At 74.3% G+C, this 14,837-nt stretch carries 11 protein-coding genes; 3 read left to right on the top strand and 8 right to left on the bottom strand.

All coding sequences use genetic code 11. From position 1 onward, the window contains the following. Positions 1–6: 6 nt before the first annotated feature. Positions 7–663, top strand: coding sequence for a PH domain-containing protein (locus tag QP089_RS10870; RefSeq protein WP_285911371.1), 657 nt, complete (start codon positions 7–9; stop codon positions 661–663). A 23-nt stretch (positions 664–686) separates the two neighbouring features. Here the strand turns inward: QP089_RS10870 and QP089_RS10865 are convergent, their stop codons facing one another. From QP089_RS10865 to QP089_RS10855, 3 genes are all read right to left on the bottom strand, one after another. Next, positions 687–2,318, bottom strand: coding sequence for a phospho-sugar mutase (locus tag QP089_RS10865; protein WP_285911370.1), 1,632 nt, complete (start codon positions 2,316–2,318; stop codon positions 687–689). A 2-nt stretch (positions 2,319–2,320) separates the two neighbouring features. Next, positions 2,321–3,121 carry a purine-nucleoside phosphorylase gene (locus tag QP089_RS10860; protein WP_285911369.1) on the bottom strand — a complete coding sequence of 267 codons (801 nt, stop codon included), beginning with the start codon at positions 3,119–3,121 and terminating at the stop codon, positions 2,321–2,323. 68 nt (positions 3,122–3,189) lie between these two features. Then, positions 3,190–3,636, bottom strand: a complete 447-nt coding sequence (locus QP089_RS10855) for a gamma-glutamylcyclotransferase family protein (RefSeq protein ID WP_285911368.1) — start codon at positions 3,634–3,636, stop codon at positions 3,190–3,192. Between the two features lie 170 nt (positions 3,637–3,806). Between QP089_RS10855 and QP089_RS10850 the strand changes: the two genes are divergently transcribed. Further along, entirely contained in the window at positions 3,807–5,192 is a 1,386-nt protein-coding gene (locus QP089_RS10850) for an NAD(P)H-quinone dehydrogenase (RefSeq protein WP_285911367.1), read from the top strand. A gap of 23 nt (positions 5,193–5,215) precedes the next feature. Here QP089_RS10850 and QP089_RS10845 read toward each other — a convergent pair whose 3' ends face one another. From QP089_RS10845 to QP089_RS10830, 4 genes are all read right to left on the bottom strand, one after another. Further along, entirely contained in the window at positions 5,216–5,536 is a 321-nt protein-coding gene (locus QP089_RS10845) for a DUF5313 family protein (RefSeq protein ID WP_285911366.1), read from the bottom strand. 3 nt (positions 5,537–5,539) lie between these two features. Next, complete coding sequence (locus QP089_RS10840; protein ID WP_285911365.1) at positions 5,540–6,931, bottom strand: hypothetical protein; 1,392 nt, start codon at positions 6,929–6,931, stop codon at positions 5,540–5,542. 137 nt (positions 6,932–7,068) lie between these two features. Beyond that, positions 7,069–8,835, bottom strand: a complete 1,767-nt coding sequence (locus tag QP089_RS10835; RefSeq protein ID WP_285911364.1) for an acetyl/propionyl/methylcrotonyl-CoA carboxylase subunit alpha — start codon at positions 8,833–8,835, stop codon at positions 7,069–7,071. A 256-nt stretch (positions 8,836–9,091) separates the two neighbouring features. Further along, entirely contained in the window at positions 9,092–9,337 is a 246-nt protein-coding gene (locus tag QP089_RS10830) for a type B 50S ribosomal protein L31 (protein WP_285911363.1), read from the bottom strand. Positions 9,338–9,845: 508 nt separating this feature from the next. On the opposite strand from QP089_RS10830, the gene QP089_RS10825 reads away from it, so the two are divergent. Further along, a complete protein-coding gene (locus QP089_RS10825; RefSeq protein ID WP_151543653.1) occupies positions 9,846–10,118 on the top strand; it encodes a WXG100 family type VII secretion target in 273 nt (90 codons plus the stop codon). Between the two features lie 180 nt (positions 10,119–10,298). Here the strand turns inward: QP089_RS10825 and QP089_RS10820 are convergent, their stop codons facing one another. Beyond that, on the bottom strand, positions 10,299–14,822 hold the full coding sequence (locus QP089_RS10820) for an FtsK/SpoIIIE domain-containing protein (RefSeq protein ID WP_285911362.1): 4,524 nt from the start codon (positions 14,820–14,822) through the stop codon (positions 10,299–10,301). Between the last annotated feature and the right edge of the window lie 15 nt (positions 14,823–14,837).

Raw genomic sequence — 14,837 nt, 5'->3', positions numbered from 1 at the left:
CGGGCCATGCATGAATCGGCTCTGACCATTCGCTCCACCGGCGGACGCATCGCCGCGTACGTGTGGCTGGCGTTCGCCGGGCTCAACATCCTCGACCTGGTGTTCGGCATCACCGGCGACGCCACCTACTCGCTGACCGCCTTCACCATCGCGGTGCTGCTGCTGCTCGGCTGCGGGATCGCCTACACGGTCGGGCTGCGTCCGGCGATCATCGGGGACGAGGCGGCGGTGACGGTCCGCAACCCGCTGCGGGAGGCGCGGGCGCCGTGGGCGGCGGTCCGCGAGATCGAGGGGACGAACGCGGTCACGGTCCGGTTCGACGGCCCGGGCGGGCAGGAGCTGGTGACGCGGGCGTGGGTGCACCAGACGTCGCCGCGCGCGCAGGCGAAGGCGGAGTCGCGGGCCCGCAAGGAGCCGGGCCGGGTGCCGGCGTCGGCGCTGAAGGGGCGGACGCCGGCGGCGTACGCGGCGCGGCAGCTGAACGAGATCCGCGACCGGCAGCGGGCGAAGGCCCGGTCGGGGGCGCCCGGCAAGGCCGCCGAGGCGAAGGCGGAGCGGGCCGCCGCGACCGGGACGGTCACCTGGTCGATCCCGGCGGTGGCGTCGCTGGCGCTGCCGAGCGTCGCGCTGGTCGCGCTGGTGATCGCGGGCGCGGTGACCTGACGGCCAGGTCGTCGCCGGACGGGTCAGGTGAGGCCGAGCGCGGCGGAGACGTCCGCGCGGAGGGCTTCGAGGTCGGCGGCGGCGCGTTGCCGGGTCGCCGCGACGTCGCCGTCCACCGGGTGGACCACTTCCAGGTAGCACTTCAGCTTCGGTTCGGTGCCGGACGGCCGGATGACGACGCGGGCGCCGCCGAGGCGGAACCGCAGGCCGTCGGTGGGCGGCAGGCCGTCCGCGCCGCGCGACAGGTCGTCGAACGCCTCGACGGCGCGTCCGCCCAGCTCGGCGGGCGGGTTCGCGCGCAGCCGGGCCATCGCGCCGGCGATCAGCGAGAGGTCGTCGACCCGTACCGACAGCTGGGACGTGGCGTGCAGCCCGTACCGGCGGGCCTGGTCGTCCAGCAGGTCGAGCAGCGTGCGGCCGTCGCGGCGGGCCTCGGCGGCGAGCGCGGCGACCGCGAGGGCGGCACCGATGCCGTCCTTGTCGTTGACCAGGACGCCCCGGTCGTCGCCGACGCTGTAGCCGAGGGCCTCCTCGTAGCCGAATACGAGCCGGTCGCCCGGCGCGCCCGCCTTCATGATCCACTTGAAGCCGGTGAGGGATTCGGCCGACCGGACGCCGTGCTCCCGCGCGATCGACGCGAGCAGCGACGATGACACGATCGTGGTGACGACCAGGCGGTCGTCGCCGGAGGTGTGCCGCAGCACGTGCTCGGCGAGCAGGCCGCCGACCTCGTCGCCGGTCAGCGCCCGCCAGCCGTCCGGCGTCGGGACGGCGACGGCGCAGCGGTCCGCATCCGGGTCGTTCGCGATCACCAGATCGGCGTTCCGGTCGCGGGCGAGCGCGAGCGCCAGGTCGAGCGCGCCCGGTTCCTCCGGGTTCGGGAACGCGACGGTCGGGAAGTCGGGATCGGGATCGGCCTGCTCGGGGACGACGACCGGCGCCGCGAACCCGGCCCGCTCGAACGCCGCGAGCAGGACGTCCCGCCCGACGCCGTGCATCGGGGTGTAGACGATCGAGATGTCGCGGTCGTCGCCCAGGCGGAGGTCCGACACGGCGTCCAGGTAGAGGCGGGTGTCGTGGTGGACGGTCCACTCCGAGCCGAGCGGCAGCTCGTCCACCCGGCCGACCGCGTCGATCGCGGCGGAGATCTCCGCGTCCCGCGGCGGGACGATCTGCGCGCCGTCGCCCCAGTACACCTTGTAGCCGTTGTCGCGCGGCGGGTTGTGGCTGGCCGTGACCATGACGCCCGCGACGATGTCGTCGAACGACCGGGTGAAATGAGCCAGGACCGGTGTCGGAACGGGGTCGGCGAACACCTCGGCGCGCAGCCCGGCGCCCGTCAGTACCGCCGCCGTGTCCTGCGCGAACTGTCGCGACCCGTGCCGCGCGTCGAACCCGACGATCACCCGGCCGCCGCGCGGCAGGCACGCCGCCAGGCCCGCCGCCGCGCGAATCACCGTCACGCGGTTCATCCGGTTCGGTCCGGCGCCCAGCTCGCCGCGCAGGCCTGCCGTGCCGAACTCCAGCCGAGCCCCGAACCGGTCCGCCAGGGCCCGGTCGTCGCCCGCGTCCAGGACCGCGCGCAGCTCGGTGCGGGTGGCGGGGTCCGGGTCCTGCGCCAGCCACTCCTCGGCGTATCCGCGAAGATCGCTCATGCTCAGAGCTTCGTCAGGACGGTGCCGAGCAGCTCGCCCATCCGGCCCGCCGCCGCGCGGCCCGCCGCCAGGACCTCCTCGTGGTCGAGGGGCTCGCCCGACAGGCCCGCAGCGATGTTGGTGACCAGCGAGATCCCGAGGACGTCCGCGCCGCCCTGCCGCGCCGCGATCGTCTCCAGCACCGTCGACATCCCGATCATGTCGGCGCCCATCGTCCGCAGCATCCGGATCTCCGCCGGCGTCTCGTACGTCGGGCCCCGGAACGCCGCGTAGACGCCCTCCGACAGCGTCGGGTCGACCTCCTTCGCCAGCGCCCGCAGCCTCGCCGAGTACGCCTCGGTCATGTCCAGGAACGACGGCCCCGTCAGCGGGTTCGCGCCGGACAGGTTCAGGTGGTCGGAGATCAGCACCGGGTCGCCGACCCGCTGGTGCTCGGGCCGCAGCCCGCCCGCCGCGTTCGTCAGGACGACCGTGCCGACGCCCGCCGCCAGCGCCGTCCGGACGCCGTGCACCACCGCGTCGACGCCGTGGCCCTCGTACAGGTGCGTCCGGCCCAGGAACACCAGCGCCCGGTGCCCGCCGACCTCCACGATCCGGATCTGGCCGGCGTGGCCCTCGACGGCGGGCGGCGCGAACCCCGGCAGCACCGTGACCGGCAGCTCGTCGTCCGGCGCCCCGAGCGCGTCGGCCGCCGGGACCCAGCCCGACCCCATCACCAGGGCCACGTCGAAGGAGTCGATGGAGGTGCGCTGCCGCAGCTCGTCCGCCGCGGCCCGCGCCAGGTCAAAAGCGTCGTTGCTCACATCGCCGACACTACCGCCGACTCCCGGCCGGGCCGCGTGCGGTGCGGGCCGCGTGCGGTGCGGGCCGGTCAGTCGCCCAGGGACTTGCAGGGGCGGCTGCGCAGGTCCTTGACGTAGTCGTCGGGGGCGCCGGCGGCCTCCGCGGCATCGGCGAGGATGCCGAGGTAGTGCGCGGACGGGAGGCCGCCCTCGTAGTCGTCCAGGACGTACAGCCAGCACAGCGCGTCGCCGTCGAGCGTCTGCACCCGGACGCGGATCTTGCGGTAGACGCCGAGCGCGGCGCCCTCCCAGGCGTCCAGCTCCTTCTCGTCGAAGGACGGGACGTCGTAGATCACCACGAAGACCTGCTCGAAGTCGTCCTCGACCACGGTCGCGAGGGCGCCGTCGAACCCCTGCCCGCCGAAGGTCAGCCGCCAGCCGGCCAGCCAGCCGGTGCCGCGCATGGGGGAGTGCGGAGCCCGGCTCGCCATCTGCTCGGGGTCCATGTTGGAGGCGTACGCCGCGTACAGAGCCACGTTGGCCGAGCCTACGCCACGCGCGGGACCGCGACCGGAGCGGAGCGAGGATCGCGGGTCGCGCGTCTCGGGGGTCTGGGGGTCGTCCCCCAGAGGTGACGCGCCACGCGCGTCCCCGGATCGCGGGGCGCCGGTCTTATCACTGGTCCGAGTAGGAAACAATGGAACATGTGACCCGCATTGTGATCATCGGAGGAGGACCCGGCGGCTACGAGGCCGCTCTCGTCGCGGCGCAGCTCGGCGCGGACGTGACCGTCATCGAGCGGGACGGGCCCGGCGGCGCGTGCGTGCTCACCGACTGCGTCCCCTCCAAGACGCTCATCGCCACCTCGACCCGCATGGCGGTCATGTCGGAGTCGGCGGCCCTCGGCCTGCGCTTCAGCGGCGGCCCGGACGGCATCGTCGGCGGCCTCGAGGCCGACCTGGCCGACGTGAACAAGCGGGTGAAGGACCTCGCGCGGGCCCAGTCGTTCGACGTGGCGGAGCGGCTCGCCTACGAGGAGGTCAAGATCGTCCGGGGTGAGGCGCGGCTGGTGGAGCCGCACGTCGTCGCGGTCGGGGAGCGGCGGATCCGGGCCGACATCGTGCTGCTCGCGACCGGCGCGACGCCGCGGGTGCTGCCCGGCGCCGAGCCGGACGGGGAGCGGATCCTCAACTGGCGGCAGCTGTACGACCTGCCGGAGCTGCCGGAGGAGCTGATCGTGGTCGGGTCCGGCGTCACCGGCGCGGAGCTGGCCGGGGCGTACCTGTCGCTGGGGTCGAAGGTCACGCTGGTGTCGTCGCGGGACCGGATCCTGCCCACCGAGGACGCCGACGCCGCGTCCGTGCTGCAGGAGGTCTTCCTGCGCCGCGGGATGAACGTGATGTCGCGGTCGCGGGCCGCGAGCGTGGAGCGGTCCGGGGACGGCGTGATCGTCACGCTGGAGGACGGCGGCAAGGTCGAGGGCTCGCACTGCCTGATGACGGTCGGGATGGTGCCGAACACCACGGGCATCGGCCTGGAGGAGATCGGCGTCAACTGCGACAAGCGCGGGTTCGTCGAGGTCGACAAGGTGTCGCGGACGTCCGTGCCGCACATCTACGCCTCGGGCGACTGCACGGGCGTGCTGATGCTGGCGTCGGTGGCGGGGATGCAGGGCCGGATCGCGATGTGGCACGCGCTCGGCGAGGCCGTCCAGCCGCTGAAGCTGGGCTGGGTCGCGTCCAACATCTTCACCGACCCGGAGGTGGCGTCGGTCGGCGTGACGCAGCAGATGGTCGACTCCGGCGACGTCAACGCCCGGACGGTCATGCTGCCGCTGTTCACGAACGCGCGCGCGAAGATGCAGGGGTTCGAGGACGGCTTCGTGAAGCTGTTCTGCCGGCCGTCCACGGGGATCGTGCTGGGCGGCGTGATCGTGGCGCCGCGGGCGAGCGAGCTGATCCTGGGCGTGTCGATCGCGGTGCAGCAGCACCTGACGGTCGAGCAGGTCGCGCACACGTTCGCGGTGTACCCGTCGCTGTCGGGCAGCATCACCGAAGCGTCCCGCCGCCTCATGTCGGAGCACGCGTACTAGACGGCGGCGCGGCGAGGCGCGGGTCAGTGGTCGTCGGGGGAGCGCAGGCCGTGCCGGTGGAGGCGGGATCTGCGCAGGTCGGCGGCGCTGATCACGACGGTGAGGGTGCTGGTGAGGAACGCCAGCAGCGGGACGGCGGCGCGCATCCACGCCGGGCCGGGCAGCAGCGCCAGCAGCAGGCAGACCGGCACGATCACGCACAGGTGCCGCAGCAGCAGCCGGGCCCGCCAGCCCGCGTCGGTGAGGTCGTGGCGGACCCAGTCGCGGTTGCGGGGCGGGAGTCGGAAGCCCAGCGCGTAGCGGACCCGGCCTAACGGGCCCGGGTCGCCTGGTACGCGCGTCATGTCCTAGAAGCCGCCGAAGTCGTTGCCGCCGAAGTCGCCCCCGCCGCCGAAGTCGCCGCTGCCGAAGTCCCAGCCGCCGCCGACATCGCCGCCGTCGCCGCCGAAACCGCCGTCCCCGCCGCCGCCGAAGCCGTCGCCGTAGTAGCCGCCGCCGAAGCCGCCGCCCATCACCGAGCCGAGCGCGGTGCCGATCATCAGGCCGCCGAGCAGGTCGAACCCGCCGAAGCCGTAGTAGTACCCGCCGGCGTAGGGCGCGTAGGCGGGGCCCGCGTCCCAGTACGGCCGCCGGGCGCCGCCGTAGGGCACCATCCGGACGTCCGGGTCGTGGCCCTCCAGCACGGCGCGGGCGTCGGCCGCGCAGGCCGGCACGGACCGCGCCACGCCGCCTGGGGGCGCCCACGTCACGTCCTGGACGGACGGCCCGTGCTGCGGGTTGAAGAAGCACGGCGGGCGCCGTTCGGGCACGGCCTCGCCGGCGAGCCGGGCGCGGGTGGCCGTCATGTAGTACCGGCCGTCCTCCAGCGCGGTCGTGACGGCCTGCATGTCCGCGGGTTTCTGGGCGCGTTCGGTCGCCGCCTTGGCCTTGTCGTAGGAGTTCATGGCGCGCTCGTAGACGGCGCGGATCTCGGGGTCGAGGCCGCGGTCCATGACGTTGAGGTCGAGCCGCGCGATGTCCTCGCCGAGCAGGGTGACGTCCTCCTGGACGCCCTGCTTGAGGTCGGCCATCTGCCGGGCGTCGCGCGCGCGGCGCCGCCTGCGGGCGACCAGGACCAGGCTGACGACCCCCGCCGCGAGCAGGATCAGCACGCCGATCACCACGTACCCGACGACCGCGCTGGAGTGGGACTTGTCGTCGACCTTCTTCTCGGCGAGGTTCCCGAACTGGATCAGCCGCTGCTTGAGCGGCGACCCGTCGGTCCGGGTGACGAGCTGGTTGATCTCCGTGGAGCCGAGCTTCTTGGAGATGCCGCCCATCCGGGTGCCGTCCGCGGTGATCGCCACGTACGTCTGGCCCTTGCCGACGCGGTTGGCGACGGCCTTGAGCATCTGCCCCACCGCGGGCCCGGTGACGTCGTTGCGGACGACGACGGCGCGGATGTCGGCGTCGCCGTCCTTGCCGAGCGCCGAGGTGATCTCCTGGCGGTCGGCCTGCGACAGGTTCGCGCCGGAGTCGGTCGTCACGTACAGGCGCGAGCCGAGCAGGCCCTTGGCGATCTGGCCGACGGTGTCCGCCGGCAGGGCCGCCGCCGGGGCCGTGGCGGCCTGTGCCGGGGCGGTGCGGGCGGTCGCGGCCAGGCCGGGCGCCGCCAGGCCCGCCAGCAGGGCCACGGCGAGGATCATCGCCGCGGCGGCGGCGCGGAGCACCGGCCGGACGGTACGGATCGCGGAACTCATGGTTACCAGTCTGCCCCCTCACCCGTACCGACGACCGGGGCCGCATACGCGTTCCGTAAAAACCGCCTTTAGTGACAAACGCGACACCCCCGTCCGAACCGGCCGGACGGGGGCGCCACACGGTGCTGAGCGTGCGCTCAGTCCTTGATGTCGCAGATGACGGCGCCGGAGGAGACGGTCTGGCCGACCTCCGCGGACAGCCCGCTGACCGTGCCGGCCTTGTGCGCGGTGAGCGGCTGCTCCATCTTCATCGCCTCCAGGACGACGATGGTGTCGCCCGCTGCGACGGTCGCGCCGTCCTCCACCAGCGTCTTGACGATCGTGCCCTGCATCGGGCTGACCAGGGAGTCGCCGGACGCCTGGGCGCCGCCGCCCTTCTTGCCGCCGCGCCGCCGGCCCGGCGCCGCCTGGCCCGCCGCAGGGGCCGCGGACGCGCCCAGCCCGGCGGGCAGCACGACCTCGACGCGCTTGCCGCCGACCTCCACGGTGACGCGCTCGCGCTCGCCCGCCTCGGCCTCCTCGCCCGCGGCGGCGGGGTCGAACGGCTCGATCGTGTTGTCGAACTCGGTCTCGATCCAGCGGGTGTGCACGCTGAACGGCGTGTCGTCGTCGGCGGGGACGAACGCCGGGTCGTCCAGGACCGTCCGGTGGAAGGGCAGCACGGTCGGCATGCCCTCGATCACGAACTCGTCCAGCGCCCGCCGCGCCCGCTCGGCCGCCTGCCGGCGGGTCGCGCCGGTGACGATCAGCTTGGCGATCAGCGAGTCGAACGCCTGCGGGACGGTCTGCCCGGCGACGTAGCCGGAGTCCAGCCGGACGCCGGGGCCGTCCGGCGGGTCGAAGGCGGTCAGCGTGCCGACCGCGGGCAGGAAGCCGCGCCCGGCGTCCTCGGCGTTCAGCCGGAACTCGAACGAGTGGCCGCGCAGCGCGGGGTCGGCGTAGCCGATCTCCTCGCCCTCGGCGATCCGGAACATCTCCCGGACCAGGTCGACGCCCGCGACCTCCTCGGTCACCGGGTGCTCGACCTGCAGCCGGGTGTTGACCTCCAGGAAGGAGATCGTCCCGTCCTGCCCGACGAGGAACTCGCAGGTCCCGGCGCCGACGTAGCCGGCCTCCTTCAGGATCGCCTTGGACGAGCGGTACAGCAGCTCGACCTGCTCGTCCGACAGGTACGGCGCGGGGGCCTCCTCGACGAGCTTCTGGTGGCGGCGCTGGAGCGAGCAGTCGCGGGTGGACACCACGACGACGTTGCCGTGCTTGTCGGCCAGGCACTGGGTCTCCACGTGCCGCGGCTTGTCCAGGTACCGCTCGACGAAGCACTCGCCGCGGCCGAACGCCCCGACCGCCTCGCGGACGGCCGACTCGTACAGCTCGGCGACCTCTTCGAGCTTGCGGGCGACCTTCAGGCCGCGGCCGCCGCCGCCGAACGCCGCCTTGATCGCGATCGGCAGGCCGTGCTCCTCGGCGAACGCGACGACCTCGTCCGCGCCCGACACCGGGTCCTTGGTGCCGGCGACCAGCGGAGCGCCGACCTTCTGCGCGATGTGCCGGGCCTGCACCTTGTCGCCGAGCGCGGTGATCGCGGCGGGCGGCGGGCCGATCCAGGTCAGCCCGGCGTTCTCGACGGCCGCGGCGAAGTCGGCGTTCTCCGACAGGAAGCCGTAGCCGGGGTGGACGGCGTCCGCGCCGGCCTCGGCCGCGACCTTCAGCAGCTTGTCGATGTCCAGGTAGCTCTCCGCCGCGGTCTGGCCGCCCAGGGCGTACGCCTCGTCGGCGACCCGTACGTGCAGCGCCTCCAGATCGGGTTCGGCGTACACCGCCACACTGGCCAGCCCCGCGTCGCGACAGGCACGGGCTATACGAACCGCGATCTCACCGCGGTTGGCGATCAGGACCTTGCGCACGTGGGTCTCCTCCCTCAACCTCGCACGCAGTCTAGATAACCGCCGTTCGAGGTTTTCGTAAGCCCCTCCTTATTGCACCGGGATGCCAACTTTCAGGGGAGTTGCCGCTCAGTGGGACGTGCGCCCGGCCCCTGCTGGGCAGGGGTGCCGGGCATGCGGAGGGCCCGCACCTCGAGGAGGCGCGGGCCCTCGCCGCTGGACGCGCCCGGGGCCGCGCGGGGCGCGGTGGCGGCCCGGCGGGCGCGTCGCGGAGGTCTCAGCTCCGGCCGTACCGGCGGTTGAACTTCTCGACCGCTCCCGTGGAGTCCAGGACCTGCTGGCGGCCCGTGTAGAACGGGTGGCTCGCGGACGAGACGTCGACGTCGACCAGCGGGTAGGTGCGGCCGTCCGTCCACTCGATCGTCCGGTCCGTCACGGCCGTCGACCGGGTCAGGAAGGCGTGGTCCGCACCGCGGTCGCGGAAGACGACCGGCCGGTACTCCGGGTGGATCCTGTTCTTCATCGTTCCTCCCTGGTTCTCGGCTGTTCACCCCTCCCAACAGAGTGGGAACGGTTTTCATTCCCCAGGCGCTCGCCCGCGGTCCGCCGCACCTCGCCCGTCCTGGACGCCCGGCGGGCCGTCCGCGCCGGCGCCCGGCTCCCGCTGACCGGTCCTTTCTGGGCATTGTGGGGTGTTCTTCCGGAATGTCGGCGGACGGGCCGCTCTGAAATGCCCTTGACGTTCAGTCATTATTTGCGTCACGACCGCACCGGGCGTCGCCGCGCGCGCGGCCCGGTCGCGTTCAAACGTCCACCTGGCAGGGGTTGCCTGGCCACATCCGGTCACTCCCGGATGGCGGGATTATGGGCGTATCGGCGCCCGATCACCGGTCCGCCGCTGGATTCCCGTGATCGGGGAGGCGTAAGCTGTCGCCATTCTTTCGCAGTGCGGCAGGACCGGAAAACGTTCCAGTGAAGTCCCGCCCGTCCCCCGGCGGGCGCGGTGCGACCGGCGACGGAGGGTCGAAGCGATGAGCGGTGACAAGCGCGGCGCCAACCTCGGCGAGCTGGAGGAACTGTCCCGGATCTTCAGCAAGCACTCCAAGAACCTGGACGCCCTGATCAGGGACCTCAACGGCCGGACGGTCAGCAGCAGCGCCGCCTGGTGGGGGCCCGGCGCCGACCGGTTCCGCAGCGCCTGGGCCGAGGCCAAGACCGCCTTCGACAAGATGGCGCTCGCGCTGGAGCAGGGCAGCCAGGACATCCGCAAGTCCCAGCAGAACATCGAGGCCGCCACGCGCTGACGCCTCGCACGGACCGCGGGTCCCGGCCCATCCCCCCGAGGCCGGGACCCGCATCACCGTCCCCGCCCCCGGTTCCCCGCCGGGGCCGCGCGGGACGGTCGCGTCGTTTCGGGGGTGCGGTTCCTCGGCTTCGAGCTCGGCCTTGCACGCCCTCATGCGCCGCCATGTGGTCGCCGGTGGTCACTCGTTGCCGACCGGCGGCGGCAGCGCGACCTGGATCTGGGTGGTGGCGCCGGCGGCGACGAACAGCCCGCGGCCGGTCGGGCCCGCCAGCGGGGCGTTGCGGGGCAGGCGCAGGCCGAACAGGTCGCCGTCGTCGGGCGACTCGACCGACAGCAGGACCCCCGAGCGCGACCGGCGGGCGTCGGCGAGGAAGCCCCGGTAGCCGCGGCCGAGGTCGGCGGTGGTGCCGCCGACCACGACGGCGTGCTCGCCGTCGCGGGCGGTGCGCAGCAGGCCGGCCAGGGCGTCGTCCATGTCGGTCTCGTCGAGGAGTTCGGCGTCGTCGACGACGACGGCGTAGCGGTGCTCGTCGCCGATCGCGCGCTCCAGGTCGTCGGGGTCCGAGTCGGAGGTGAGCACGCCGAGGACGCCCTGGCGGCCGGACAGCAGGCGCAGCGGGGAGCGGCGCGGCGTGACCAGGACCACGGGGACCAGGCCGCCGCCGACCGCCGGGTCGAGCAGCGAATGGACGATCGTCCGCAGCGTGGTGGAGCGCCCCGAGCGGGGCGGGCCCGCGACGGTGAAGCCGGGGCCCTCGTTCAACAGGTCGGCGCCGACCGGGGCGAGGGTGTCGCCGCCGACGCCGACGAGGGCCCACAGCGCCGACGGCGCGAGGAACGCCTCGTCCAGCGCCATCGCCTCCCGGTAGGTGACGCGGACGGGCAGCTCGTCGACGTGCAGGGGCCGCTGCCGGCGCGGCAGGCGGCCGTAGCGGGCGACGCAGGTGCGGGCGATCTCCTGGAGCGCGGCGACCTGGGCGGTGCCGGACGGGTCGTCGCCGAGCAGCCCGATCTGGGACTCGCGGGGCGCGGCGCCGGGCGCGGCCGGTTCGAGGGCGCGGCCGGGCGGCATCGCGGCGGGGACCTGCCGGTCCTGCAGCCCGGCGTAGCCGTAGTCGTTGGGGTCGGCCATCCGCAGCACGAGGCGGCGGTCGAAGACGGTGGAGATCTGCCCGCCGAGGCCGGTGCGGTCGCCGGTGAACACGGCGCGCAGGCCGACGGCGGCGCCCTCGCGCAGCAGGCGGAGGGCCTGGTCGACGAGGCGGCCGTAGTCGTAGTGCTCGAACGCGCCGAGGAAGCCCTCCCAGCGGTCCAGGAGCAGGACCATCCAGGGGAGCCGGTCGGTGGCGGCGACGGCGGCGCGCTGCTCGGCGAGGGAGGCGAACCCGGCCTCGGCGAGGAGCTGCTGGCGGCGCGCGACCTCGGCGGACAGCGCGGTGAGCAGGCGCTCGCAGCGGTCGAGCTGGTCGCGGGTGACGACGGCGCCGCAGTGCGGCAGCGAGATCAGCGGGAGCAGCGCGTTGGCGCCGCAGTCGATGGCGTAGAGGTGCGCGTCGTAGGGGGAGCAGGCGCCGGCGAGGGACCCGGCGATGGTGCGCAGCGCGGTGGAGCGTCCCGACTGCGCGGACCCGGCGATGTACAGGTGCCCGCCGGACGCCAGGTCCAGGACGAGCGGCTCGCGCGACTGGACGGCGGGCAGGTCGGTGATCCCGAACGGGATCGCGGGCACGTCCACGACCGAGCCGCCCGCGGCGGTGCGCGGGGTGAGCCGGACGCGGTCGGGCAGCGGGTTCAGCCACGGCGACGGCTGGCGGGCGATCCCGGCGCGGCGGGCGGCCTCGTCGACGGCCTGGACGAGGACGGCGAGGTCGGTGACCGGCGCGTCGCCGTCCCCGCCGGCCGGGTCCGCGGCTGCGGGCAGCGGGTGGCCGAGGCCCTGCCAGGGCAGCGGCAGGACGCTGGTGTGCTGCCCGGCGGGCCCGGCGCGGCGCCCGCCGATCCGCGCGGACTGGACGGCGTGCGGCGCCGCCGCGCCGGAGCGGACGTAGCAGCGGCCCGGCGTGGCCTTCGGGATCCGGGCGGCCTCGGGGCCGTCGATGACGTCGGTGGACTCGTCGGGGTCAGTGACGCGCAGCGCGATCCGCAGGTTGGTGTTGGCGCGGATGTCGGCGGTGACGACGCCGGCGGGCCGCTGGGTCGCGAGGATCAGGTGGACGCCGAGGGACCGGCCGCGGCGCCCGATGTCGACCAGGCCCGCGACGAAGTCGGGCAGCTCGGTGACCATCGCGGCGAACTCGTCGATGACGAGGACGAGCCGCGGCATCGTTCCGGCACGGTCGTTGTGGTCGTCGATGTCCTTGGCGCCCGCGTGCAGCAGGATCTCCTCGCGGCGGCGGAGCTCGGCGGCGAGGGATTCCAGGGCGCGTTCGGTGGCGTGCCCGTCGAGGTCGGTGACCATGCCGACGGTGTGGGGCAGTCGCGCGCAGTCCTTGAACGCGGCGCCGCCCTTGTAGTCGATGAGGACGAACGTCATCTCGTCGGGACGGTTCGCCACGGCCAGGGACGCGATGAGCGTCTGGAGCAGTTCGGACTTGCCCGCGCCGGTCGTCCCGGCGATGAGGCCGTGCGGGCCGTCGGTGCGGAGGTCGATCTCGTAGGGCTGCCCGGGACGTCCGGGACGGTCGCCCGAGCCCAGGCCGATGGGCACCCGCGTGCAGCGGCCGCCCGTCCGCGACCAGGACTGGAGGATGTGCTCGGCGGTCGGCTCGGCCATGTCGAGCAGGTCCAGGAGCCGGACGTTCGACGGAATGGCCTCCTGGGCGTCCTCGCGGGAGACGTCCCGTACGGGCGCAAGCGCGCGCGCCACGCGTTCGGTCCAGGCCGGGGACACCTGGTCGGCGAGCACGGGGCCGAGGTCGTCGAGGCCCTGCCCGCGCAGGTGGACGAAGGACGGGTATTGCGGGTCCCACTCGGCGATGGCGTTGCACTCTTCGGGAAGGAGGCGCTCTTCGTCGTCCACGCAGATGGCGTGGATGCCGTACTCGACGCCGCGTGACAGCAGCATCGGCATGCCGGGGATGCGGCGCAGTGCGCGCGCGCCGTCCAGCACCAGCAGGATGTTGTAGGGGACGGCGTCGGCGGGCTTGCCCTGCCCGAAGAACGCCGATTCGGCCTGCGCGGCGCGGCGCCGTTCCGTCACACGGATCGCGAGCTCGGTGACGCGGTGCGCCGCGGATTCGGGGTCGGCGCCGACGAGCGCCACGCACTCCTCGCCCTCGCGCGGCGCGCAGTGCGGCAGCCACCGCACCCAGTTCCACTGGTCCCCGGCATGCTGGTCGGCGGACAGCACGATGATCGCGAGGTCGCGGGGGCTGTGCAGGACGGCGGCCTGCGCGACGAGCCAGCGGGCGAGCGCGCGGGACGCCGGGCGCGGCCCGGTCAGCCCGATCACGCCGAGCTCGCCGAGCGGCAGCGCGACCGGCACCAGGCGGGCGGCCGGGACCGGCAGCGCGCCGGCGTCGCCGCCCGCGGGGTCGGTCAGCTCGACGCGGGCGGGCAGGTCGGCGAGGCCGAGCCGCAGGTGCAGCGCGTCGGGGTCGTCGCGGCGGCGCTCCCACAGGCGGCGGCGCGGGCCGGTCGCGGTGAGCAGCACCTCGGCGGGGTCGGGGTGCAGGGCGCGGCGCTCGGCCTCGTCCTCGCGGCGCAGCCCGTCCAGCTCGCCGCCGAACGCGTCGGCCTTGCGCTGGTACTCCTTCAGCGCCTTCTTGTACGACTTGCGGCCGTGCATCCGGTCGCCGGCCCATTCGCCGACCGTCATCACCGGCCAGGCCAGCGCGAACAGCGCCCACCACCACTGGTGCAGCCCGAACGCCATGGCGAGGCCGAACACCGCGAACAGGATCGCGCCGAACAGCCGGAGGCGCTCGCGCGGATTCCGCTCGGGCCGCTTGGGGACCTCCAGCGTCCGGACGCGATGCGCGGGCGCGAGCCGGGGCGGCCGGTTGAACGCCAGGCCGCCCTCCGGCAGCGGCTCCAGGTGGGTGTCGGGCGCGGCGCTCGGCGCGAGGGTCAGCACGCTCGCGCCGACCGTCAGCATCCCGCCCATCGGCCAGGCGGTCCTGGCGGTCAGCGGTTCGCCGTCGAGCCTGGCGGCGCCCTGCATCGTCATCGCGGACGCCTCGACCTGCACCGCGTCGCGGCCGACCGTGAGCCGCAGCGACCGGGCCGGCACGGACGGGTCGTCGAGGACGACGTCGACGTCGTCGCCGGAGCCGATCGTGCTGACGCCGAGGCCGAGCCGGTGCACCGGCCCGGCGGCGGGCCCGCCGACGACCCGGACCTCGACCAGCCCGGCGGGCTCGGCGAGGACGGTCGCGGCGGCGGCGCCCCGCTCGACCGCGACGACCGCGCCGTCGCGCAGCTCCTTGGCGGCGAGGGCCTGCGGGTCGAGCATCCGGCCGTCCATCCACAGCGCCATGCGCTCGGCGGGCGACCCGCCGGACGCGGGCCGCGGCGCCCGCGGGCCCCCGGTGAGCAGCGCCTCCTTGGAGAACCGCGGAGCGGGCACCCCGCCGGCCGGCGCCGGCGCGTCGAGCGCGGCGGTCAGCGACCGCGCGACCCCGGCGACGGTGATTCCGGAGTCCATCGTGATCACGACGTCGCGTGGTCCGCCGCCGGTCAGCGCCGTGAATGAGATCCGCATCCGAGCCCTCCATCG

The sequence above is a fragment of the Actinomadura opuntiae genome, assembly GCF_030283205.1.
Lineage (GTDB): Bacteria > Actinomycetota > Actinomycetes > Streptosporangiales > Streptosporangiaceae > Spirillospora.
This window is presented reverse-complemented; position numbering and strand designations above follow the sequence as displayed.